25 protein-coding genes are annotated in these 22696 nt (G+C 69.1%); all 25 read right to left on the bottom strand.

Features of this window, described 5'->3' with window-relative positions:
- Positions 1-66: 66 nt before the first annotated feature.
- The 25 genes from ACSNOG_RS01450 to ACSNOG_RS01330 all read right to left on the bottom strand — a co-directional run bounded on the left by ACSNOG_RS01450 (position 67) and on the right by ACSNOG_RS01330 (position 22686).
- The gene (locus ACSNOG_RS01450) at positions 67-225 is read right to left on the bottom strand and encodes a hypothetical protein (protein ID WP_436750637.1); all 159 of its coding nucleotides are present in this window, start codon (positions 223-225) and stop codon (positions 67-69) included.
- Entirely contained in the window at positions 222-1076 is an 855-nt protein-coding gene (locus tag ACSNOG_RS01445; RefSeq protein WP_436750636.1) for a sigma-70 family RNA polymerase sigma factor, read from the bottom strand. The genes ACSNOG_RS01450 and ACSNOG_RS01445 overlap by 4 nt, the downstream gene beginning before the upstream one ends.
- A gap of 936 nt (positions 1077-2012) precedes the next feature.
- Positions 2013-3872 carry a DNA polymerase gene (locus ACSNOG_RS01440; RefSeq protein ID WP_436750635.1) on the bottom strand — a complete coding sequence of 620 codons (1860 nt, stop codon included), beginning with the start codon at positions 3870-3872 and terminating at the stop codon, positions 2013-2015.
- Between the two features lie 84 nt (positions 3873-3956).
- Positions 3957-6344 carry a phage/plasmid primase, P4 family gene (locus ACSNOG_RS01435; RefSeq protein ID WP_436750634.1) on the bottom strand — a complete coding sequence of 796 codons (2388 nt, stop codon included), beginning with the start codon at positions 6342-6344 and terminating at the stop codon, positions 3957-3959.
- 120 nt (positions 6345-6464) lie between these two features.
- Complete coding sequence (locus tag ACSNOG_RS01430; RefSeq protein ID WP_436750633.1) at positions 6465-6860, bottom strand: hypothetical protein; 396 nt, start codon at positions 6858-6860, stop codon at positions 6465-6467.
- Positions 6857-7156 (bottom strand): hypothetical protein, encoded by a 300-nt coding sequence (locus ACSNOG_RS01425; RefSeq protein WP_436750632.1) that lies wholly within the window; start codon positions 7154-7156, stop codon positions 6857-6859. Before ACSNOG_RS01425 ends, ACSNOG_RS01430 begins: the two co-directional genes overlap by 4 nt.
- 88 nt (positions 7157-7244) lie before the next feature.
- Positions 7245-7979, bottom strand: a complete 735-nt coding sequence (locus ACSNOG_RS01420; protein ID WP_436750631.1) for a recombination directionality factor — start codon at positions 7977-7979, stop codon at positions 7245-7247.
- A gap of 116 nt (positions 7980-8095) precedes the next feature.
- Positions 8096-8890 carry a hypothetical protein gene (locus ACSNOG_RS01415; RefSeq protein WP_436750630.1) on the bottom strand — a complete coding sequence of 265 codons (795 nt, stop codon included), beginning with the start codon at positions 8888-8890 and terminating at the stop codon, positions 8096-8098.
- Positions 8891-9119: 229 nt separating this feature from the next.
- A complete protein-coding gene (locus ACSNOG_RS01410; RefSeq protein WP_436750629.1) occupies positions 9120-10091 on the bottom strand; it encodes a GntR family transcriptional regulator in 972 nt (323 codons plus the stop codon).
- Positions 10092-10157: 66 nt separating this feature from the next.
- Entirely contained in the window at positions 10158-10811 is a 654-nt protein-coding gene (locus ACSNOG_RS01405; protein WP_436750628.1) for a hypothetical protein, read from the bottom strand.
- A 107-nt stretch (positions 10812-10918) separates the two neighbouring features.
- Complete coding sequence (locus ACSNOG_RS01400) at positions 10919-11170, bottom strand: hypothetical protein (protein ID WP_436750627.1); 252 nt, start codon at positions 11168-11170, stop codon at positions 10919-10921.
- Positions 11171-11746, bottom strand: coding sequence for a hypothetical protein (locus ACSNOG_RS01395; RefSeq protein ID WP_436750626.1), 576 nt, complete (start codon positions 11744-11746; stop codon positions 11171-11173).
- A gap of 50 nt (positions 11747-11796) precedes the next feature.
- Positions 11797-12033 carry a hypothetical protein gene (locus tag ACSNOG_RS01390; RefSeq protein ID WP_436750625.1) on the bottom strand — a complete coding sequence of 79 codons (237 nt, stop codon included), beginning with the start codon at positions 12031-12033 and terminating at the stop codon, positions 11797-11799.
- A 4-nt stretch (positions 12034-12037) separates the two neighbouring features.
- Positions 12038-13075 carry a LysM peptidoglycan-binding domain-containing protein gene (locus ACSNOG_RS01385; RefSeq protein ID WP_436750624.1) on the bottom strand — a complete coding sequence of 346 codons (1038 nt, stop codon included), beginning with the start codon at positions 13073-13075 and terminating at the stop codon, positions 12038-12040.
- Between the two features lie 90 nt (positions 13076-13165).
- Positions 13166-13414 (bottom strand): hypothetical protein, encoded by a 249-nt coding sequence (locus tag ACSNOG_RS01380; RefSeq protein ID WP_436750623.1) that lies wholly within the window; start codon positions 13412-13414, stop codon positions 13166-13168.
- The gene (locus tag ACSNOG_RS01375) at positions 13414-15189 is read right to left on the bottom strand and encodes a poly-gamma-glutamate hydrolase family protein (RefSeq protein ID WP_436750622.1); all 1776 of its coding nucleotides are present in this window, start codon (positions 15187-15189) and stop codon (positions 13414-13416) included. The genes ACSNOG_RS01380 and ACSNOG_RS01375 overlap by 1 nt, the downstream gene beginning before the upstream one ends.
- Positions 15182-16267, bottom strand: coding sequence for a hypothetical protein (locus ACSNOG_RS01370; protein WP_436750621.1), 1086 nt, complete (start codon positions 16265-16267; stop codon positions 15182-15184). Before ACSNOG_RS01370 ends, ACSNOG_RS01375 begins: the two co-directional genes overlap by 8 nt.
- A gap of 9 nt (positions 16268-16276) precedes the next feature.
- The gene (locus ACSNOG_RS01365; RefSeq protein ID WP_436750620.1) at positions 16277-17173 is read right to left on the bottom strand and encodes a phage distal tail protein; all 897 of its coding nucleotides are present in this window, start codon (positions 17171-17173) and stop codon (positions 16277-16279) included.
- Position 17174: 1 nt separating this feature from the next.
- Positions 17175-19862, bottom strand: a complete 2688-nt coding sequence (locus ACSNOG_RS01360) for a phage tail protein (protein ID WP_436750619.1) — start codon at positions 19860-19862, stop codon at positions 17175-17177.
- A 389-nt stretch (positions 19863-20251) separates the two neighbouring features.
- Positions 20252-20581 (bottom strand): phage tail assembly protein, encoded by a 330-nt coding sequence (locus tag ACSNOG_RS01355; RefSeq protein ID WP_436750618.1) that lies wholly within the window; start codon positions 20579-20581, stop codon positions 20252-20254.
- Between the two features lie 137 nt (positions 20582-20718).
- Positions 20719-21285 carry a hypothetical protein gene (locus ACSNOG_RS01350; RefSeq protein WP_436750617.1) on the bottom strand — a complete coding sequence of 189 codons (567 nt, stop codon included), beginning with the start codon at positions 21283-21285 and terminating at the stop codon, positions 20719-20721.
- A 22-nt stretch (positions 21286-21307) separates the two neighbouring features.
- Positions 21308-21715: a phage tail termination protein gene (locus ACSNOG_RS01345; RefSeq protein ID WP_436750616.1), complete on the bottom strand. Its 408-nt coding sequence runs from the start codon at positions 21713-21715 to the stop codon at positions 21308-21310.
- Positions 21712-21993, bottom strand: coding sequence for a DUF5403 family protein (locus ACSNOG_RS01340; RefSeq protein ID WP_436750615.1), 282 nt, complete (start codon positions 21991-21993; stop codon positions 21712-21714). The genes ACSNOG_RS01345 and ACSNOG_RS01340 overlap by 4 nt, the downstream gene beginning before the upstream one ends.
- Position 21994: 1 nt before the next feature.
- Positions 21995-22318: a hypothetical protein gene (locus tag ACSNOG_RS01335; RefSeq protein WP_436750614.1), complete on the bottom strand. Its 324-nt coding sequence runs from the start codon at positions 22316-22318 to the stop codon at positions 21995-21997.
- Complete coding sequence (locus ACSNOG_RS01330; RefSeq protein ID WP_436750613.1) at positions 22315-22686, bottom strand: hypothetical protein; 372 nt, start codon at positions 22684-22686, stop codon at positions 22315-22317. Before ACSNOG_RS01330 ends, ACSNOG_RS01335 begins: the two co-directional genes overlap by 4 nt.
- Between the last annotated feature and the right edge of the window lie 10 nt (positions 22687-22696).

Genomic DNA, 22696 nt, shown 5'->3' with positions numbered 1-22696 from the left:
GGGCCGGGCGGGATGGGTGCCTCCGTGGCCCCCACCGCTCCGCCCGGTCCCTCCTGGTGGCGGTGGTCACCGCGCGATCACTCCCAATCGCGCCGCTCGTTCCGTCGTCATGCGGACAGTGGCCGTGACCTCCCCGGCGGGGTTGATCACGATGAACTCCAGGAGCTGGGCGTCCAGTCGGATGATCTGGACGCGCTCCTCTGGTGCCAGCTCCAGGCCCCTCATGCCGCCAGCTCCTGGTCCTGGTCGAGCTCCAGCGTCTCCACGACAGCGCGGAGACAGTCCAGCGCGCGCTTGAGGGTCTGGCGGGAGGTGGCCACCGTGATGCCCAGGGCTGCCGCTATCTCCGCGTGGTCGGGGACGGGGAGGCCGTTGGAGTCGTAACCGGCGTACAGGTGGGGCTCCGGGTCGAACCCGTAGACCATGCGAACGATGCGGTCTGCGTTGCCGTGCAGGTGCGCCAGGAGCGCGTGGGCCAGGACGCGCTTGCGCTCACGGTCCCGGCGGGCCAGGTCGCCAGCCTGCACCGGGTCGTCCGGGACGCCGTAGCTGTAAGGGTCCACCAGCGTCTCGCCGAGGAGAATCGTTTCTTCTCCGGCCACGGGTGCGTCCAGGGATTCCGCGCCCTCCATCGCCAGGCGGACCAGGTGCGCCGCCGCCGGGCTCAGCCGGTGGCCAGGGCCAGGGAGAACCGTCACCAGGTACTCCGCCGCCTCCCAGTCAGCGCCGACGATGCCCAGGCACGCCTTGAACGTGGCAACCGCATCGGCCGAAATGCTCGTGGTTCCCCGGGTGTTGGCACCGTCCCAGATGGCGCCCTGAATGCGGTGGTGGGCGTACGTGCTGAACTTGGCCCCGCCCTCCGGGTCGTAGCTGGCCAGCGCTTCCAGGACTGCCACGCGGCCTTCCTGGCGGAGGTCCTCCAGCTTGTCCCCGTAACCCGAGCTCTTGTCCGGCGTGTGCACCATGCGCTTCTCCGCCAGGCGGTAGATCATCCCTTCCAGACCCTCTATGACCTGGGCCTTTGCGTCCGCGTCGCCGTTTTGGGCAGCACGAATCAGGGCAGCGTGAAGCATTGGATGTCTCCCTTGGAAGGGCCCCGGGGGGCCGGCTCGGGGGCATCCACTGGGGGCCGTGACAAGGGCGGAGCTCGCACGCTTGTTCGAATGAGCGGGCCTAGAAATCCCTGGGGCGGGGGGAGTCAGAACATGTTCTGACTGGGGGTGTGGGTGTGAGGTATCGCCGCGTGACCAACTGGGCCCGCGCTAGGCGTATTTGGGTGTGAGGTATCGCCGCGCGACCCGATGGGCCCGCGTGATGCGAATTTGGGTGTGGGGTGCCGTCGGCGCGGCCAGGGGTTACGGCCGTCCGTCAGGCGTTTTGGGTGCGAGGTGCCGTCGGACTGGCCTGGAGTGACGGCCGTCCGCTACGGGTGCACAGAAGGGGGTGGGCTCAGTTATGGCACTGAGCAGAGGTGGCGGAGAGTTCCGCCAGGACGCATCGCCCGTGTTCGCGCGGCGTCAGACAGGAAGGGGCCGACGTGACGGCCCAGAAGGCGGCGGTGTTCGCCGTGTCGCGCTGGAGGACTGCCCGGTACGTGCGGGTCAGCCACCGCGCTGCTGTCTCCACCAGGGCAATCAGTGCCCGGTAGATGTCCGCCACCGGCCCACAGGGCGCGGCGGCCAGGTCCTCCCGCAAGCGGGACAACGTCTGTCGCTGGGCGGTTCTCCATCGGCCTCGGGTCATTGCCCGGAAGGCTGCGAGGGTGGTCACCCAGCGGACGCCGTGAAGGACCATGAAACCCTGGCGCGTGCTCTTGACGCCCATGTCCTGGCCCCCCATTCCGGAGCTTGGTGCTCCGCAAGTTGACTGGCCCCATAGAACATGAACCCGCGCGAGTTGTCCATGGTGATCATGCAACTTTCAATGACTGCCTACTCCCGTCGCATGGGCGGGGGTCGATGTACGCCTGAAGGATGACTTCCGGTCATCCTTCAGGCGCTAGAGCTGCACTATCTGACGGCCCATTCGGCAGGCAGGCCGTAGCCCCCTGCCCAGGTCGGGCCGTAGACCTCGGCGTCCGTGCCGATGGGCACGCCGAAGAGGTCCATGCGGACGGTTTCGGCCACCTCCCGGGCGAGGTCGGCGGCCTCTGCCTCCGGCGCCGTGCCCAGGACCTCGTCATGCACCCAGAGCGCCAGATGTCGAGTCAGGCCCTTTTCCTCCAGGTCGATAAGGGCTTGCCCCATCGTGTCCCGCGCCGTCGACTGGCACATGTAGGCCACACCCTTGTACAGGCGGTCGCGGTCCAGGACCAGGCGCCGGCCGGAGGGCGTCCGGAGCTCACACCCGTTGCGCAGGGCGTGGGACTGGAGGCCGCGGGCCCACCTCTTTATGCCGGGGTAGGCCCTCGCGTACCGGTTCAGGGTGTCCCTCATGACGGACTCCTCCAGCCCCGTCATCTTGGCCAGCGTGGCCGCGCCGCCCTGGTAGGACGTGCCAAGACCGGCGATCTTGGCCAGACCACGCTGGTGCTTGGTGAACCCCTGGCCGAACATGAGGGTCGCCGTGTGGTCGTGAAGGTTCCGGCCGTCGCGGATGGCCTGGCACATGCTCGGCTCCTGGGACAGGGCCGCCAGGACCACCAGCTCCACGGAAGACTGGTCCACGCTGAAGAAGACGTGACCGGGCTCGGCGACAATCGCCCGCCGGATCTCCCACCCCTTCGACGGGAGCTGTTGGAGCGGGGGGTCCGACACCGAGGCCCTACCCGTCTTGGCCCCCAGCGTGTTGATCTTCGGATGGATACGGTCGTTCGCGTCGCGGTTGGCGAGCATGGCCAGGGCGTACGACGTGCGCCACTTCGACGCCCTCTTGGACCTCAGGACAGCCTCCGCCAAGGGGTTCGGCCGACGCGTCTCACGCGGCTGCCACTGCCCATCCAGGTCCGCCAGGTCCAGCAAGACGCCCTTGTCCACCTTCCAGGCGCCGGACGGGGTGCGCTCCGTCAGCTCCTCCCCCATGCCCAGCAGAGCCTCCGCGACCTGGGCCGTGGAGTTCAGGTTCTCCACGCCGTACCGCGCCGCGCGCTCCGCGTACAGGGCGGCGTCCGCCTCCAGGCGGTTGGCCAAGCCCTCCGTGTACGGGACGTCCAAGAGCATGCCGCGCCGCTCCATGCCCGCGCAGATGGCCATGAGCCGGTGTTCGAACTCCACCAGCGTGTCCGGGATGCCGTGCCGCTCCAGCTCCCGTTCCAGATAGGGCCGGAGCCGCGCCGTGAGCAACACGTCCAACCCGGCGTAGCGCTGGTACATCTCGTCCTTGTACGGGATAGCCGCCCAGCCGGTGGCCTTGGTGAGCCCGTAGGACCGGAAGGTGGCGGTAAGGCCCGCCTGGGTGTCCGGGGCCGACGGGTCGACGTACCAAGCGGACAGGGGCTTAAGGCTGATTCCTACGCCGCCCTCGTAGTCCTGCCGGGAGTCGCACAGGTGGGCAAGGATCTTGGTGTCCCGGACCCGGGGCGCAATCGTCTCCAGCGGAGCCACGCCGTGGCGGTCGAGGACCAGGAGGTCATAGGCCGCGTTGTGGATCACCAGTTCCGGGCACTTGGTGACCACCGTCCGGGCCAGTTCCTCGAAAGCCGGGCCCCGCTCCACGGGGACGACCCACGCCACGTCACCGGTGCCGTACTGCACGGTCCGGAGGCGGTGGCTCGGGGAGAAGGTGTCCAGGCCCGTGGTCTCGGTGTCCAGCGCGAGCGACCGTGGCTGTGTCGTCGTCAGCCACTCCCGCGCCGTCCGGACGTCGTCCTCCGTCTCCAGGGCGTGGATGGTCGTCTGGTCCCCCGCCAGGGTGTGGCGGTACGTCTGCATGGGGTGCCTCCCGGTCCTGGCCGGCACCGGGTCCGGGCATGCGAAAGGGGGCCGACCCGAGACGGGCCGACCCCCTGTGCATGCCTAGACCGCTCTGGCCTGGCCGAATATGTCTGCCGTACCTCCATCCACTGGGCCGCGTGACAGCGTGCGGCAGTCCGCGAGGTTCGCCAGGACGCGGTGGCCGTTCACCTTGGCCTCTCGCACGCCCGGGAAGGTCCTGAGCGCGTCGTAGAACTTGTTGCGGGTCATGGGGTGGCGGATGCCGCACTCCTCCACCCATGACCGGTACCGGTCCCAGGTGTCGGTCCGGGGAACGTGCGCGCCCTCCTGGACCTCGTACTCCTCCCCGATGAAGCCGCTGAGCGGGTGGGAGCTGTCGCGGTAGTGCGCGGTCCTCCGCTCCACGGCCTCCGGGAACGCCAGGCCCCGCCCGGCTTCGTACTCTCGGAACCAAGACACAGCCCCGCGCACGGCCCAGGCCGCGATGCCCTCCCGCTCCTGGCGGAGGGTCGCCTGGAGGTGGCGGTCCTCGCGCCCCCGGAAGTCCTGCTCCCACGGGATGACACGTACGCGCTGCCACAACGCGGCGTCGGTCGCGTCGACGTCGGGGACGTAGTTGGTGTCCACCTGGACCAGGCACACCGGGCGGAACGTGATCTCTGACTTCGCGTACACGCCTCGGGCCGTGATCGTCTGGTCTCCGGTAACGGCCTTCATCAACGCCTGGTCAAGCGGCATGTTCGCGGGCCACTCCGAGGAGATGACCAGCCGCCGGCCCCGGAGGCTGACGACGTCCGCACGCGGGCCGCCGCTCTCCTTCCTGCGCTGGAACAGCGATGCATCCGCGCGCTTGACGGCCGCCCGGAACACATCCTCAATGGCCGCCGTGAAACTGGTCTTCCCGTTTGTGGTGGGCCCAACGTGCATCACGAAGATCCGTTCCACGCCGTACCCCGTGATGCCGTACCCGGTGAGCATCTGGAGGAAGGCAGGCATTTCCGCGTGCCCCGGGTGGCACTCACTGAGGAACCGTTCCCACCGGGGCGCCTGAGCCTGCGGGTTGTAGTCGACGTCAACGAAGAACGTGTTCATGTCGCCGGGGTCGTGCGGCCGGGCCTGGCCGGTCCGCAAGTCCACCACAGCATTGCGGAACGCCAAGAGGTCCGGCTGGGCGTCGAAGGCGTCTACCGTGGCGTACACCCCGGGTATGGACGCCAGCATGTCCACCATGCCCTTGACCTTGGATGACTCCTGCGACCGCATCACATGCTTGGACAGGGCCGCCGGGTCGTGCCCGGCCTCGCCCGCCATGCTGCGCACTACCGTGCGAACGTCGGCGTACAGCGCCTCTGTGGGGACCTGGCGCCAGTGACGGCCACTCCACTTGAAGACCCCGGCCCCCGGCACCATGCGGACGTGGCCTCCCAGCTGGCGGAAAAGGCGCTCCGCGTTGCCTAGGTCCGACAGCGGGAGCGGCTCGGCAGTATCCAACTCCAGTTCAGTCAGAACATGTTCTGACTGAACCGGTTCCAGAACGTGGAGTGGTGCCCGGCGTACGGCGGCGTGGAGCTGGCCGGGGAACTGCTGCGGGTCCCTGGCTCTCCAGTCGGTCAGGTCGTCCCCGGCGTGCGGGATCTCCAGGCGCCGGACCATCACTCCGGCGCTGGTCAGGGCGTCCGCCAAGGCGTCCGTGAACTGAACGCCAGCGTTATCTCTGTCGCCCGCTATCACCACATCGCGGTCCCCAAGGCCCGCCGCCAGCTCCGCTACCAGAGCGGCGTTGCGGGCCAAGCCTGCGCCTCGGATCGCTACGGAGTCGTACCCGGCGGCGACGGCCGTCAAGGCATCACCGGGGCCCTCGGTGACCAAGACCGTGTCGTAGCCGCTGTTAGCGCGGTAAACCCCGTACTTGGCCCAGGCGCTCCCCTCCGGGGAGACGATGGACAGCCACCGGGCCGGGCAGTGCCCGGACAGGTCCCGGCCTTGGAGGCCGCGAGGGCGGCCGGCGAAGTCGTTCAGGGGGACCGTCAGGCGGGGGTAGCGCTGGTACTCGGTGGACCGGTACCGGAACTGGCTGTCCGTGCCGGGCGCGTCGACGCCCAGGCCCAGGTCCGCCGCGCGCTCGGCGTCCAGCCCGAACCGGTCCAGGACGTACGAGCGGGCCAGGTCGCCCGGGGCGTCCATGAAGGCCAGGTTCGTGGTGTCCACGTACAGCGCCAGGGCAGCCAGGGAGCCGGGGTCCAGGTCCCCGGGCACGGGCTTGGCCGACGCCGTCACGCCCTCGCCGGGTGTCCAGTCGAACAGGTCGGACGCCCGCATGCCCAGGGCAGCCAGGATGGCGTCCCGCTCGCACCCGGCCCAGCACCGGACCAGGATCCGGCCGTCCTCCTTCAGTCGGAAGAAGAGCGAGGGCCGGTGGTCGTCGTGGACGGGGCAGGGGACGCCGTACTCCCCGCGTTCCTCCACCACCTCCGGGAAGCGGGCCAGGAACTGGGCAAAGTCCTTACGCACGTCGTCTCTCCCAACGCAAAAAGCGGGCGTGTCTCGAACCCCTTCCACTGGGGTCCGTGACACGCCCGCTCGGGGTCGTCAGTCGAGATCGCGCAGGGCCTGGAGCACGCGCCCGAACGTCACCAGGTCCATGACCGCGTATGCGTCCTCCACACGCCGGCGGGGGGCCTTGACGATGGCCACGCCGTACGGGAACCCCGCGTGCGTGGCTTCCCTGTTGGCCTGGCGGACGTAGTCGGCCAGGCGGATGGACTTCTCTGCCTTGCACTCCAGGACGAACGGCCGGGCGTGGAGGTCCCCCACGTCCTTGGCGCCCGTCTGGGCGGGCCTGGTGACGTTGCCCGGGTCGTGCGGGTCTCGCCAGGGGTACGCGGCGTCCTTCCAGTGGTCCACGTACTGGCCCAGCGCGGCATTCAGGTAGTGCCGGACCGCCCGCTCCCAGGCCGTCCCCTTGGTCTTGTTGGTGTTACTCAAGCCAGCACCTCACGACCGCTGGGGGTGGCCACCTCCGCCGGTATCGTGACGGCGACGTGCTCCGCCACGATGGTCTCCGTGCGGAACACCGACCGCTTGACGAACCCAGATTCCCGACCGGTCGGGCGGACCTTCAGCATCGGGATTGTCCGGCCCTTGTACTGCTCGGTGTAAGTGCGCTCCACGACGGCCTCCGTCATGCGGACGCCGTTGCCACGGCGGGCCGCGTACACGACGGTGTCCCCTTCCCGGATCTCCGCCCCGGTGAAGTCGCTGATGTTCCCGCGCTTGCCCATGGCTGTCTCTCCTCAGTTCCTGGAATGGTCTTGGCAACGCCTAAAGGTGGGGGCCTCAACCGGGGCCCCGCCGCTTAGGGAAGGGGGGTTAGAACGGCGCGTCATCGACCCGGGACAGGGGCGGGAGGGCCGCGTCTATGTCCTCTGGGACACGGCCGTGGACCTTGAGGACGGGCTTTCGGTAGCTGACGTCAATGCCGCTCTTGGTGGTGAACTCGACCAGCTCCAGGGCGAGCGTGCACAGGGCCGGACCGCCGACGGCCTCCAACTCCCGCCACACGGTCTCAATGGACTTCATGAACTCCCAGCTCCCGGTCATGAGCCGGAAGCGGCCCAGCTCCGGGTCATCGGCCAGGCGGAAGGTGATGCGCTGGTCCGGCTTGGGTCCGTGGCCGGCCTTGGCGACGGCCTTGCGCTCCTGGAGCGTCTGCGGGCAGCCGCACGGCTGGCCCGCGCGCGGGTCCTCCGTGTCGATGAATTCGACGCCGTCACACGCATGGATCGGCTTGCCGGTCATGCCGTACAGGGCCATGCGGAAGCTCACGGCGTCGGGGCCGTCCACCACCACCTTGATGGCGTCGGCGTCCGTCAGGACCTCCAGGCTGTCCTCCTTGGTGGTCTCCCACTCCACCGGAGTGCCGCCGTACAGCTGGGCCACCGCCTTGCCAACCTCCGGATCCCCGGTGGTGATGCGCCACGCCCGCAGGGCGACGGGGCGCCCGTTGAGCTGCTGCCCGGCACGGAACCGACCAACAAAGTCGGAGGTGAAGACCTTGGGGCGGGCCTGGGGGTCGTTGTCGAACACGCGCAGAGTGCGGGCCACGTTGCTGTCTCTCCTCTTGGGAGTCGCTTGGATTGAGCAGCAGAAAGGCCCGGGGCTTGGCCTCCGGGCCTCTCGCTAAGACCATCCACTGGGGGCCGTGACAGGCCCCCAGCCCGCTACGCGCGCCGCTGCGTACCGGTGACCAGTTCGCCGCCCGAGGCCACCGGGCGGCCGATGACGCCGCGCTTCATCTCCCGCTCCCAGTCGAAGACGGCCCGAAGGTGGAGGAACACCTGGAAGAGTTCCGGCGTGTGGCGGACGGGGACCAGCTTCCAGCCCTCGGGGCGCACGTGGAGGACGGCGGCCGCGTCGATGGCCGGCACGGGGACGGACTCCCCTGTGTCGGCGCGGACGATGCGGTCAGCGTTCGCGTAGGCCGACAGCTGGAGGGCTACCTCCTCATGGACGCCGGACCGTGTGGTCTTCCAGTCCAGGACGACCGTCTCCCCGCCGATACGGGCGATGGCGTCGAAGCTGCCTGCGTAGTTGTGCCTGTCGCTCCAGACCGCATCTTCAAGGAACAGGAACGCCGGCTGGATCTGGTCCAGAAACTCCCGGAAGTGATCGGCGTAGGCGCGGAGGTCCGGGTGAACGCGCGCCACGGTCTCACCGCGCGCCAGGCGCTCGAAGACGTCGTGGGCGTCGCTGCCGATATCGGCGGCCTGCTTGGTGAACCGCCGGGGCGCGCCCTTCAAGTAGTCGATGGCGCCCGCGCGGTCGGTCATGGCCAGGCCGACGAGAGGGCCGATGTTGTCGACCGCGGATTCCGCCACCATCTTGGCGGCCCAGAACTGCAGGAAGCCCTTCGGGAGCATGCCCAGGATGGAGGTCACGCCGGGGGCTTTGGCCCCGCTCTCCGGGTCCACGTAGAAGCGACTCCCGCCGCGCTGAATCGTGTTGAGTGCTGCCACAGGCCGCTCCGCTCGCTCCACGGCCCCCAAGGGGCCGCGCTCTCTCGCTTACGGAGGCATCCACTGGGGCACGTGACGACCGGGCCCGGGGGCAAGAAAAGTGCCCTACAGCCCTTCTTTCTCAGCACGACGTCAGGAAAGAAGGAGGCAAGGGCACTTTTCTTGCCCCCTGAAACGCGGAAAGGCCCCGTTCCGTGATGGAACGGGGCCTCAGAGTGAGGGCGTGGGGCTATTCGCTCAGGCGGTCCTTCGCTTCCTGGATGAGCTTGTCTGCCTGCTCACGGGCGGCCGTCATCTCGTTCACGAAGGCATCGAGCTGCTTCGGGGTCATGACGCCCAGCGCCGCCGGGGAGAACACTGCAATGCCCCGGTCGATGTGCTTGGCGAGCGTCACCAGCTGGCTGCCGGTGGCCTTGCCCTTGGCCACCTGGCTGGCGGTGGCCTTGGTCGTCTCGGCAACGCTGGTGAGAGCCTGGGCCGTCTTCTTCTCCAGGCTGTTGCGCTGGCCCCGGGTCAGCTCCTCCACCCCGAACCTGGACCACAGAGCCTTTGGAACACGCTCGCGCTTCCGGTCTTCCAGATGGTGAAGGACGGCCCGCTGGCCGTTCTTATCCACGCCCAGGTCTGTGTAGAGGAGGGCCACCAGCATCTGGTAGGTCTTGGACTGCCCGTTCCAGTCCGGATGGCCCCTGAAGATGAACATCTCCCGGAGGTCCATGAGCTTGTGGGACAAAGCCCGCTTTGCCTCGGTGGCCTGACCCTCCGCCGCGATCCATGCTTGGGCAAGCTCCTTGCTCTCCTGGAACGCCTTGGCGACGTCTTCCCGCTTGAGGGCGCGTTCCGCCTCCGGGTCCAGCTCTTGGGTGATCACCCGGACGCCTGGGATGGAAGGAACTCCCCGGACAGCCACCTCTTCGGCCTCGGCTTCCCTCTCCTCCGTCCGGGCCTGAATCCGGGCCACCAGTTCCGCCGCCGACCCCATCTCGACGGTGGCCGCTGGGACGGTCGCGGTATCCCCGTCCCACCGGACCATGCCCTCGCCGGCCAGGACTCCGAGCGCTTTCCCCAGGGTGGCCTTGGTGGTGCCGTACTTCTCCTTCAGCGCCACCAGGTCGAACGCGGCCCCCGCCGCGCGCTTGCCCGTCTGGATTTCCTGGCGGATGTCTTCCGCGATCTGCTGGTACTTCGCTGGCTCAGCCACCGTCGCCTCTCCCCTGGTCCCTCCGATGGTGGACCACAACGCTATCGCCCACGGCCTGACGGGGGCCTACTTCTCCGTGAACTCCTTGCCGCACACACCGCACATGATCGGGCCCACCGCCGCGACCCGTCGGCCGATCTGGAAGGTACGCGCGGGGACGCACCCGCACTGAAGGGTGAGGCGGGATCCCGACCCAGCCTTGGGCGGAGCCTGGAGAGCGTTCAGGTCGACTCCCTTAAGGGTCTTGTCCAGGGCCTCCATCAGCGGCGCGTACTTCTCCACGGCCTCTGGAGTGATCGGCACGGGAGAGAAGCCCCGGCTCGTGTGCGGGGGCTCGCCCTCGGGCCAGGCCATGCCCAGCTCCTCCGCAACGTCCGCGAAACGTCGATTGTGGCGCCGGCCTCGGTTGGCGGTCTCGGAGATCCCACGGGCGTGGCACAGGGCATGGGTCGCCACGTGGAGGAGGCTTTCCAAGATCGCCCGGGAGCCTGCGGCCAGGGTGTCCTTGTGGATGGGAAGCTCGGGCTTCATGTCCGCTTCCAGGCCCACGGGGTAGGCCAGGTTGTGGCGGGCGCCTGCCACGTCCACGGTCACGTAGACGACCGGAAGCTCCGGGTGTTGTTCCCTCAGGACGTCCCAGGCCGTTTCGATCGCTGCGATGATTCGCGCACCCTGGGGCATCTCGTCCTCCGTATTGATCTTGACAGTGGACCGTAGCATGGATGAACCCGCGCGGGTTCTGAACTTCAGGTAAACACTATGAACACAAAAAGCAAATGGGCCCCGCTCCGCCGGAACATTCGTTCCGACGTGCGGGGCCCGTAGCTTTACCGGCCGGTACCGTTACCGACCGACTCCGGCGGGAGTTCCGCCGGGCTGTACTTCGCTCCTACCTTGCGGGACGCGCTCTCTCCGAGGAGGAGCACCAGGACCACGGTCGCAGTGTCCACGACGGTGTCATTCACCGCGAGGTCCGCCAGGCCCGGCACGTAGCGGCCCGCGAGGACCAGGAGCGCGCCGAGGGCCGCGCGGACGCGGACCGGGTTGTCCCGCACGAAGGTGCGGAGAAGATCAAACACTCAGCCTCCAAGCTGTCGATACAGGTCACGGACGGCCAGGGCGAGGTCCGCCAGGCCGCCGTCATTGCAGAGCGCGTAGTCCGGCTCCAGGCCGTCCAGCTCCACCTCCGAGGCGTGCCGTGCGGCGTCGCCGCTCAGGCCCGCACCCGGTCGTTCCACGCGGACGATCACGGCGCCTTCCGCCCGGAGCGCGTCTACCTCGGTGCGGTAGCGCACATCGGTGATCACGCACGGCATGTTCCATTGCGTCCCCTGGCGGACCTGGGCCTGGACGGGCCGGACCCAGAAGTCCGGGTCCAGGTCCCGCACGGACTGGCCGTACTCCTGGAGCACCCGCCGGACCTCCGGGAACTCGTCCTTGGCCGATCTCCAGCCCACGCGTCGGATGAGGTCCGACAGGCGGACGCTGACCCGGGCGTGGGCGAGGGGGATGTAGGGGTCCAGGCGGATGGCTGCCCGGCGGAGTTCGTCGGCGAACGCCAGGCGGGTGTATCCGCGATGGGTCAGCATGGCGCCCACGGTGTCCTTGCCTACTCCAGACTTGCCAGTGAGCGCGATGTGAGGAGCGGTGGCCATGAGCCCTCCTGATGGCGGAATCGTTCGTCCACGCCATCCACTGGGGGCCGTTACATGACCTTCACAACCGCCGTGATCAGGGTGCCGGCGGAGGTCACGGCCGCCACGGGAAGGGCGTACCGCCAGCGCTCCAGGCCCCGGATACGGTCCTCGTGATCGGCCAGGGTGGTGGCTACCCCTTCGTGAGTCTGCGAGAGGGAGCGCACGTCCTCGCGCATGGCCACCAGTTCGTCATAGATCTCCCGGGCGCCGACGGTGACGACGCCCAGGTGGTCACGCTCGCTCATGCGCTTACCCCTCCACGGTGAATCCGTGCTGCTCGCCCAGGAGCCGCAGCGAGGCGATGCCAGGGATGCCGTCGTACGGGCCGCCGACACCGCAACGGCGCTGCCAGTCCGCGTACGCGTCGACCGTGGTCGAGCCGAACGAACCGTCGGCGGCGTAGCGCGAGGACAGCAGGCCCTCCGCCTTCAGGGCCGCCTCCACCGGCTTCACGTCCGCCGGATAGGTGGTCCCGCCCTGGGCCAGGTCCGGGTCCGTGGTCGCGGCCTTGATCACGTGCGAGAGGCGGACCACCGGCTTGGCCGGGGCGGGCGTGCTGGTCTCCGGCACGGTGACGGTGTCACCGGGGTGGATGACGTCGGGGTCCGTGATCTGGGGGTTGGCGGCCAGGAGCGCTGCGAGGGAGACACCGGCAGTGGCCGCGATCTTGGCGAGGGTCTGGCCCGCCTTGACCACTACCGTCTTGCTCTTGCTTGGGCCCGCGTGGGAGCCACTGGAGGCGGGGCCGGACGCCGTCTCCTTGTACGTGAACCCGGTCTTCCCCTTCAGGGCAGGGTCCGCCGTGGTCACGCCCTCGCCGTACTGCGGGAGGCCGTAGCCGTGGACATAGGAGTCACGGCGCTGGTGGCGCCGCAGGTAGACCCCGTTGCCCTCGGGGCTCCCGTCGTCGTTGGTGTTGCCCTCCACACACGTGATCGTGTCGGTGTCGTACGCCACGACGATGCCCGTGTGGGTGCTGGCCGACTTCCCGAAGATCGCCTGTGCGCCGATCGCCGGGTACGCGGAGTACCGGCCCCGGGTGTCGAACCAGTTCATGGCCTGCCACACAGACGCCGTGCGGGGGAAGAGGTCCGCCACGCCGGCCTGGAGAGCGACCCAGGAGCAGAAGACCGCGCACCACGGTTCGCCGTCGTCGCTCACCCAGCCGAGGCCGGGCACCGCGTGGGCGTACTTCTCCTGGTTGTTCCAGTGGCCTCCGCTGCATCCCTCGCGGTAGCCGATCTCTGCTCGGGCTATGCGGATGACGTCGGCTGCGCTGCCGCTCATGTGCTTCTCCTGGGTGTCGAAAGGCCCCGCCGAATACGCCCGGCGGGGCCGTGGTTCATGGGGTTCTGCGGGCGCCCTGCAGGCGCCAAGTCACTGCGAGAACAAGAGAGTTCCCGACGCGTCCCATACCTGGACGGTCTTGGCTCCCTGGACACCGATGCGTGCCCGTAGGCGGCCGGTGTCGTCTACGACGTCCAGGGAGCCGGGGCCGCTCACGACCACGGGCCCGGACTTGATCGTGGTCTGAGCGGGTGCGCGGTTGGCAGCGCTGGTCAGCTCCCGGACCTGGCGCTCCAGGTCTCGGATGCGGTCCGTGATGTCTCGGGGGATGGTCGCCACTAGGCCGCTGCCTCCAGGTACAGTTCGGCGCTCTCTTCCCGGCCCCGTTCCGCCGGGTCGACTCGCATGCCCACCACGCGGTACGCGGCGTCCATGCCTTCCGGGTGCCACACGTCGACCACGCGGAGGCGGACGCTCGCGCCGAGGAGGGCCGGGGTGATCTCGCCGTCCAGGCGCACGCGGATGGACGGGATGGTGACCACGTCACGGGCGCGGGCCAGGTCGGCCTTGGCGTGGGTGTCCAGGGTGGCCTTGTCTGTCACGGTGTTGTAGTCGCTGGTCCCGTCCAGGCGGGGCCAGCCGGCGGCCAGCTTGTCCGGGTAGACCCATGCGGTGGACAGAAGCGGTCGGGCCTCTGCCGAGACGTCCGTGTTGACGGTGGCGCCCCTGGACTGCCAGGTGTTTGCCAGGCCCGTGCCGTCCGTCGGTATGGAGTACGTGAGCACGTTCCCCGGGTAGGTGAGCATGACCGGAGTGGCACCGGCCGTGATCGTGGGCGAGCCGAATTCGAGCCGCTTGCTTCGCGCTCCCGTGATCGGGTCGCGGTAGACGCGGGTGTGCCACTCGAACCCGCCCTCCACACTGGCCAGGGCGTCCAGGGCCTCCCGCACGCGGGTGACGTCCGCCGCCACGTACGTACGGTCCCGCAGCACTCCGGATGTCCGGGTGTCCAGGCGGAGGCCGATGTCCCCGCCGTCCAGGGACGCCACGTACCCGGCGAGGCCGCGAGCAATGGCCAGTTGATCCGCCTGGGTGTACGTCTGCGTCTTGTCGATGACCCGGCGGTCCAGGTAGCTGTCAAAGGTGGCCGCCTGGACGTCGACACTCGCCGCGCCTCGGTCGTCCACGGCCTGGGTCATCGTCCAGACGATGCCGCCCCACCACAGGGAATCGCCGCGCTCCACCCACAGAGCCGTCCGGCCCGGGACCACGGCGGCCTTGATGCGCGCCGCCATGGCTTCGTCCGGTACGGCGATCGTTCCTCGGAGGCTGCCCACCTTGCCTATGTAGTCGTCGAAGGTGACCCGCTGGACGGGGAGCGCGTCCAGGAGCTGGTCCGTGCGCAGGTCCGTGAACAGAAACCGGTACGCCGTCAGCGGGAGGTCCGGTTCCTCCAGGCCCCAGTCCAGACCCGAGTCCGGGACGACTCCCGCGTCCAGCGGGGCCACAACGGACCGGACGGCCTCCACGTACCGGTAGAACTCGGGGGTTCTCTGGCCGGACTCCCGCGTGGCGCGCGACAGATCCCCATCGGGGAAGAAGGCCGCCCGCTGGGCGCGGGTGATCTCCAGCTGGACGCCGGCGCCCCGCACATTGCGGTTGGCGACGTTCTCCGGGTCGTCGCCGTCGACCTCCTCCGCCGTGCCATACTCCACGGCGAAACCCGCGCCCTCCAGGGCACGGCCGATACGGGCGGCGTACTCGGTGTCCGCGCCACCCATGTGCGTGACCGGGGTCGTGCCGGACAGGCCGTGATAGCTCACGGTGTAGGCCACCCGGGCCTGGAGGGCCAGGGCCTGGGGCTCGTCGTAGTTGGTCGACGTGATGTGCAGCGACCCGTTGTCGGAGGGCTTCAGGCCCACCATGGAGTAGAACTGTCCGCCGGCCGCACTGGCCACGGCGGAGGCCAGTTCGGTGGTTCCGGCCTCGATGCCTCCGCCGTGGATGGCGAGGTGGGAGACGCGGGACGGGGTGGGGCGGACCTCCAGGCGGTAGTCCGTGCCGTAAGTCTCCGCGGCTTCCAGGGCCGCCCAGTTCGGGTACAGGTCAGGCACGCTCGTACGCTCCCCAGAAGCGATACCAAGACCCGGCAACCGGGGGTTCCGGGTCATCGGCGTCTGCCCATGCGCCGGTCGGGTCTCCCGACTTCATCGGAAAGTTCCAGCGGCCGACGACGCCGCCGGGCGGTCCGGCGTACGTGGTGATGTCCGCTGTCCCCGTGTAGTACCCGGCGTTCAGTCGCGCGCGGGACGCCGCGTTCCCGGCCCACCCGGAGGCGCACGGGACAGGAAGGGTCACGAACCACTGGCCGTTCTGCCCTGTCCCGCCCCAGGAGGTGGTAGAGCCGATCACCAGCTCCGTGCGGAAGTGGACCACGCTGCCCAGGTCGAGGTAGCGGCAGGTCAGGGTACCGTTGCCGAGGGTGGGCTGGGCCCCGTTCTCCGCGCCCCACACCGGGGTAAAGCTCTTCCACTGGGGCACGGCCGGGTAGGCAGACCAGGCGGTGCCGTTCCAGCGCTCCAGGCCGCTGCCGTTGTCGCGGTACTGGCCCGTGTAGGAGCCGGTGTATCCGAGGCTCCACCCGCCGGCCTGAATGCCGCCCATGGACACGGTGGTCCGTCGCCGGTCACTCACGCCTGTTGCCCAGTTGATGCCGCCCGTACCGGCGGACGTCCCGGCCGGGACCAAGATCTCGTACAGCTTCTCCGCCGTGCCGGAGGCCACCGGGGCCGTGGGATTGGCCGCTGGGGTGCCCTGCACGACCATGAGCGCTGCCGTGGTCTGGCCGGAGCCGTCATACGCCGTGTCGTAGACGCGCAGGATGATGGAGTCCTTACGCGGGTACTGCGCGTCGCCGTCCGCGATGGTCAGGGTCTCCGGCTCCGTGACGGCGACGGGGTACGAGCCCTGCACCGTGCTGCCGGTGATCAGGGCCCGCCCGGTGCCGATGGTGCACTGCATCGCGCCGGCCGACGTCAGCGCGAACGGCGTGCCGCCGGGGACGATGCCGCCCCGTGAGGTCAGTTCCGTCTGTGGGGTCCACGTGCCGACGGGCACCAGGCGGGTGTCCGCCCGGGTCTGCCCGCCGCCCTGGGCGTCCCTGTTGACCAGCCATCCACTACGAACAGTCAATGTTGCCTCTCACCAGAATGCCGAGCGCCACCGCACGGTGACGGAGGCAAGGGGGTCGTAGAAACCGGGCGCAGCCCGGAACGCCAAGGCGGTCACGCTGGGTTCGAGCGTGAACGTCTGCTCCGGCGCACTGCGGGAAGTCACGGTGTAGAGCCGTGACGCGGTGTCGTTGAGGACGGCCGTCCCCTCTGCACAGTCGATGCGCAGGACATCCGACTCCGACAGCGTGATGTCGTATTCGAGCCGTCGGCCGCTTGTGATCTGGAGGAGCGTCGGGCGGACCACGGGGCCCCGGATCTCCACGATGGGGTGGGTCGGGGCCTCCCCGGCGTTGTTGGCCACGAGGTTGCCCGTGCTGCCGTCCACTCCCCACTCCAGGGGGTAGTCCAGGCCGCCGGTCCAGTTCAGGCCGGGTTCCGGGGCCGGTAGCCCGGAGGTCATCCGGGTCTCCTGGACCTCGTACCGGCGGGGGTCGGAGCACTCCCACACCACGGAGCCGTACGGCTCACCACGGGTGTACCGGCGGTCTGCGGGGAGGGCCCTCTTCACGACCCTCCCGCGCATGGCCCGCTTGGTGCCGGCCAGCTGGACCACCAGGTCCTTCTCCCGCTGGGTGGGGGCCGTCGCCCGGCGGAGGTCCGCCAGGAGCGACGGGAACCGCGCCACCGTGTCCGGCAGGATCATGAAGTCGAACTGAAGGACTCGCTTCCCGGCCAGGAGTTGGCCAGGCCACCCGCCGTGCTGAGTGGGCCGGAGGACCATCGCGGAGTCCAGGTCCGGGAGGTCATCCCAGCCGGTGAGCTGTTCGCCCACGTACTCCGTGGCCTCGCCCAGGAGGAGACCCCCGTATTGGATCTGCCCGTCCTGGGTGACCAGTTCCCCGGCCCTGCTGCTTATCTCTGGCACTTCACCCCCGGGCCTTCATGAGCCAGTCGAGTTCACGCGCCACCTGGGCAGGCTCCATATCGCCAGCGTGAAAGTGATCAATGTTGATAGACGCCCCGCCACCCCACGAAGGACCGGGCCTACTTGGTGCCGTCTGAGCCACAACAGCGCGACTCCCGACCATGACCGGAAGCTCCCCGGTGATTCCACCGAGTTGCCTCTTCAGGGTCGGCACCCGGTCCTGGATTCCGTCCATGAATCCCTCCATGAGGAGGCGACCATTCGGGGTCAGGATTCGGGCGTCCAGCTTCGCCGGACCCTTCCAATCAGGGAGCATGCTCGTGATTTCGCCGAGCTTGCTTCGAAGGGACCCCACCATGCCCTGGATTCCATTGATAAATCCCTGAATCAGGCTCCGCCCTGCACCCACGAGGACGGAACCGAGGTTTCCGACCGCCGATCGCGCCTGCCCTGGAAGGCCGCGCAGGAATCCAACAGCGGAACTCACTCCGCTGGAAATGCTGGATCCCATGGAAGACATAGCCGACCGGGCCGCCGACGCCACGTTGGAGCCCATGGAGACCACATATGACCAGGCACGAGACGCCATGTTCCCGAAGTAGCCGATCACTGCCGAGACGCCAGAACTCACGACGGAGCGGATTTTAGAGAAAACCGATCCGATAAGGGAGCCGAAATTTGATACCACGGCCTTGGCAGCGTTCAGCGCTCCGGAGAAGTCGCCACGGAAAAGCCGCGCGATCATCTGGATTGCCGGAATCACGATGCCCGTGATGTAGCGGGCCGCGAAATCGGCGAATGCGGACGCAACCCTGGCAACGATCCCGATTACTACCGTAATCACCGGCATGAGAATTCGAAAGGCACCAGCCAACAGCTGGCCTATCGCAGTGATCAACGGGCCGACGGCAACCAGGAGTTGCCCGAAGGCGACCCCGATTTTGATCAGAGCAGGGGCCAGCGCAGAAATAAGCTGGCTCGCGATCTGAACGAAAATCGGAAGCAGGGCGGAGACGACCGCCAGAATTGGCCCGAGAATCGCCGGAAGTTGCGCAAGAATTGGCTGGAGCGCAGCCAGCAAAACGGACGCGATTTGGGCCAGCAGACCGCCGACGAGAACGAGAACTGGGCCTAGCCCACTGGCGAGTTGGGCAATCAGCTGGGCCGCGATCGGCAGGATGGCGGCAAGCGCCTGGCTGACGATCTTGACGACGGGGGCAAGGGCAGTGCCCAAGCTGGCCGCGAGCTGGGCGAAGGCAGGGGCGATCGTCTGGACGGCGCCCTGGAGGGGTCCGGCCAGGGTCGTGACGAGGGTCTGGACCAGCGGAAGCGCGGCCTGGAGCGCGGCACCGAGGACAGTCGAGACGGCGCGGCCGACGGCCGACACGGTCTCGAACAGAGCCTGGAAGGTGGCTTGGGCCTCCGGCGTCGCGGTGACCTTGGCCGCCATGGCCGCCAGATCCGACAGGACCTGAAGGGCTCCCCCGCCGGCCGCGACAGCTGGATGGAAGACGTTGCCCAGTGTCGCGGCAACGTTGCTGATGACGCCGCCGAAGGTCTTGGCGACTTGGACGGCGGACTCGATGGAGGCCCGCATCTGGCCCGAGTTGAACGCTCGCGCCATCCGCTCGGACAGGCCCTCCAGGCCCTGGCCCATGCGGGCCGTCATCCGGTCGAAGATCGGGGCGGAGGCGGCCCCGAGCTGGACCAGGCCCTGGAGCATGACCGCTGGGAGGGCGCTCATGTTCTTCAGGCCCGTGGTCGCGCTGCCCAGGGCCTCGCCCAGGGCTCCGGACGACGAGAGGCCCGCCGCCGTGAGGAGCACGTCCCGGCCCATGAGGTTCAGGGCCGAGGCCGCCCCGGTGAGCCCGGTCTTCAAGACCGGCAGCACGGACGTGGCCGTCTTGGTGAGCGTGTCGCCCAAGTCCTCGAAGAGGGCGCCCTGGACGGACTTCTTGACCTTGTCCCAAGCAGGAGCAAGCTCCTTGGCCTGGGTGACGAAGTCGCGGGCGGCCGGGGCCAGTTTGGCCATGGCCTCCGCGTCGCCTTTCAGAGCGTCGCCGACCCCGGAAAGCCCGATCTTCAGGGCTGCGCCGGCAGAGGCAAGCGTCAGGATGGCGGGCGCGGCGAGGGCTGCCGCCGGGGCCATCGCGGCGATGGACGACCCGATGCCGGCCACGGCCGGAACGGCGGAGGCCATCGTGGCCAGTCGGCCCAGGGAGCCGACTAGGGCCAGGACTCCGCGAGCGGCCCCGCCGGAGCCGTCGCCCATGTTCGACATCCGCTGAGACAGCCGCGCAAGGCTGTCCCGGTCGGCGTCGATCTGGGCCCGGATGGTGACGGGCGGTTCGATGCTGGCCAGCTCCCGACGGAGCCGGGCAATCTCGCGCTCGTTGACCTCCAGACGAATGGCCAGGGCGGCATTCGCGCCCTGGAGCCGTTCACGGAGGGTGCCCCGGAAGGAACTCAGGTCCGGGTCCACGTAGACCTTGACCCGGGCGCGGACGCGGGCCAGCTGCGCGGCCAGGCGTTCACGGAAGCCGCTGAGGTCCGGTACCGCCTGGACCTGGACGCGGGCGCGCTTTTCGATGCGGTCTAGGTACCGCTGGAGGGAAACGCCGAAGTTCGACGTGTCGGGAAGGACGCGGATCGAGATACGTCCGCGTTCCTGGCCGCCGGGACCGGCCACGGATCACCCCCTGGAGTTGGTCGGAAGGTCGAATGCAAGGGGGTGGTTCGAGAGGTCAAGGCGGCGCCGCTTGGGCTTGTCCGCCTGGACGGCCGGGGGCTCCACGGGAGTCGGATCCCGTTTCAGTCGCCCGCCGCTCACCCGTACGTTGTTGGCGTCCGCGAACCGGACGGCGTTGAGGAGATGGGCCAGGAGGTGGGTCTGGAGAGTCCAGCCCCGGTGTTCTGGTCCTCCGGCGAGGGACGCCGTCAGTGCGGCATCCTCCGGCAGGTGCTCAGACAGGTGCCAGACACGGCGAGGGGCGAGCGTTCCGCGCCACACGTCGGCGAGGTCCAGGCCGTAGATGCGCTGGAGGTCTGCACGCAGGGCGGTGCCGTGTCCGTCGGCGATTAGCTGTCCGAGCCCGGCGCTTCCCCCGCCTGGGTCTCCTCCTGCCAGGCGTCCACGACGCGCAGCGTCATGCCCAGCGGCCAGTCCTCCATCTCCGTGGCCAGGGCCTGGGAGTCGTCGGCCACCAGGAGAAGAAGGTCCCGGATCTGCGGGACCAGGGTCTCCAGGTCCTCCAGGTCCTCGGTCTTGGAGTCGCCGAGGCGGCCCAGGATGACCCGGGCGGAGGCCAGGCCCTTGTCCGACAGCATCAGGATGTTGCGGAGATGGACGGTCTTGCCGGACCGGGTCTCCAGGTCAAGACCGGTGTACTCGGAGGTGGCCTCGGCCATGAGGGCAGCGCAGGAAAGTGCCATGTGGTGTGGTCCCCAAAGTCGTTAACGGTCCCGGGGCAAGAAAGGACCTCCCGCCCGGGGGACCGTCCGGGCGGGAGGGGAAGAGGCGGAGCGCGAGGGCGCTCAACGCGGGGTTACGGCGCGGCCGGCGCCTCGATCTGGGCCCACTCGCCGATCGCGTTACCGATGGCGGAGGAGCCGAGGAAGGTGCCCGTGATGGGGTAGGTGACGAAGCCGTCCGACTCCATGGAGATGGCGTCCGAGCCGAGGAGGGACACGCGGGGGTGCCACAGGGGCAGGTAGCGCGTGCCGTCCACGAGGATCACCAGGAGGGCCTTCACCTGGGGCGTGGGCACGGCCGGGATACGGAAGCTCTTGTCCGCCTGGACCGCGCCAGGGCCCGCACCAAAGTAGAGCTGGTAGGTCAGCGCCGTGGACTGGATGGACTGGAAGGTGACGGAGTACGTCACGTCCGGCGTGGTCGCGCGGAGCTTCTGGTTCTGCCAGCTCCCCTTGATCTCCGGGTCATCGCCGTCACGCCCGAACTCCGGGAGCTCGTCCAGCGACGTGTGGCCGATGGATTCCCAGCCGGCGCCGGGGTTGAGTGGGTCGGTGATGGACGCGGGCTTGGCCTTGTCCGGGTCCGCTATGTAGATGTAGCCGCCTGCCGCGACGATCGCGGCGCTGTCGATAAGGGCCAAAGGGGCCGCCCTCCAGAGGAAGTCAGATGGGCCGCGCGGTCACGCGGTAGGTGGCCTGGAACCGGAAGAGATCCGGTCCGGCCTCGGGTTCACCGGTCCGGATCTCGGCCGGGCCGGTCACGTCTTCGAAGCGGGCCAGGTAGCCGTCCGGGCCCCGGTGCTGGGACCGGCAGGCGTCGGCAAGGACGACCCGGGCGACGCGGGCCAGACGGGAGGCTTCCCGCCGGTCGCGGGCCACGGCCTGGACGTCGATGAGGGCCACGTCGATGCCCCGAGCGTCGGAGCGGCCACCGGGCACCCGGCGGGCCACCACCATGGGGAGTTGGTCCGCCCAGTCCGCCGGCCACAGGACGCGCACCTGGGCGCCGCCCAGGCCCTCGCGGAGGGCGTCGACCACCAGGGCATCCACGTCGGGGAGAACGGGTCTCATAGGCCCGCCTCCAGGGCGTGGATGCCCTCCACCCAGGACCCGTCACTCGCCACGTGGCCGTAGTTGATGGCCACAACGGCCGGGTCCTCCAGGGCCACCGTGCTGTCCACCCTGTTGGTTCGGACCGACAGGCCGGAAGCCAGGGCACCGGTCTGCCGGTGAGCCTCCACGACGGCCCGGATACGGTCCGCGCGAGCCTCCAGGTCCTCGCGGACGGCCGCCTTGACACCGGGCATGTGCGCCACGCTGGAGTCCAGGCGGGGGTCAACACTCGCCACGTCAGCCCTCCTTTCGGATCGTCGCTACGTCATGGGACAGACGGCGGGAGCCGCCGAAGCGCTGGGGTTCGCCGACCACGGCCCAGACGTCCCCGGCCCACTCGACGCGGGACCAGGGACCGGCCGGCAGGGAACGGGCGTACACCCGGTACTCCGCTCCGGCGACGTACCCGGGCACCGCGGATTCCTCCGTGGTCGCCGGAAGGACGCGGGCCCGGACCGTCACGGGCTGGCCGGGGCCGGGCTTGGTGCCGCCGTAGCCGTCATCAACAGCCGCGAGCGGGTAGACGGTGACCAGCTCCGGGCCGGAGTCCAGGAGGCTCACAGAGAGCCGCCCAGGGACTCCATCGGCACGGAGAAGATCCCGGCCAGTCCGGCCGCCGAGCGGACGAGACGGATTTCCGCCTCGCTCAGGGCCGCACCCACAGGAAGGGATGCGGGGAGCTGGTACTGATAGGCGCCCTGCATCTCCATCCGGTAGCCCTCGGGGTTCCTCACCCGCCGCTCCGCAGCCGCGAGGACGACGGAGACGACGATGGGCGGGGCCGTGGCCGGGTCGGGCCAGGGGAGGCCATGGGCCCGGACCTGGGCGGAAGCGTCCGCTAGGGCCGCCTCCGCCTGGGTCCGCTCCTCCCCGGCAAGCGCCCGTCCCAGGCGTGCCTCAAGAGCCGCCAGGTCAGCCAGGGGAGTCATTCAGGCCCCC

The sequence above is a fragment of the Streptomyces sp. URMC 124 genome, assembly GCF_051386455.1.
Classification (GTDB): domain Bacteria; phylum Actinomycetota; class Actinomycetes; order Streptomycetales; family Streptomycetaceae; genus Streptomyces.
The sequence above is the reverse complement of the archived record's forward strand: the minus strand, read 5'-3'. Positions and strand labels throughout refer to the sequence as shown.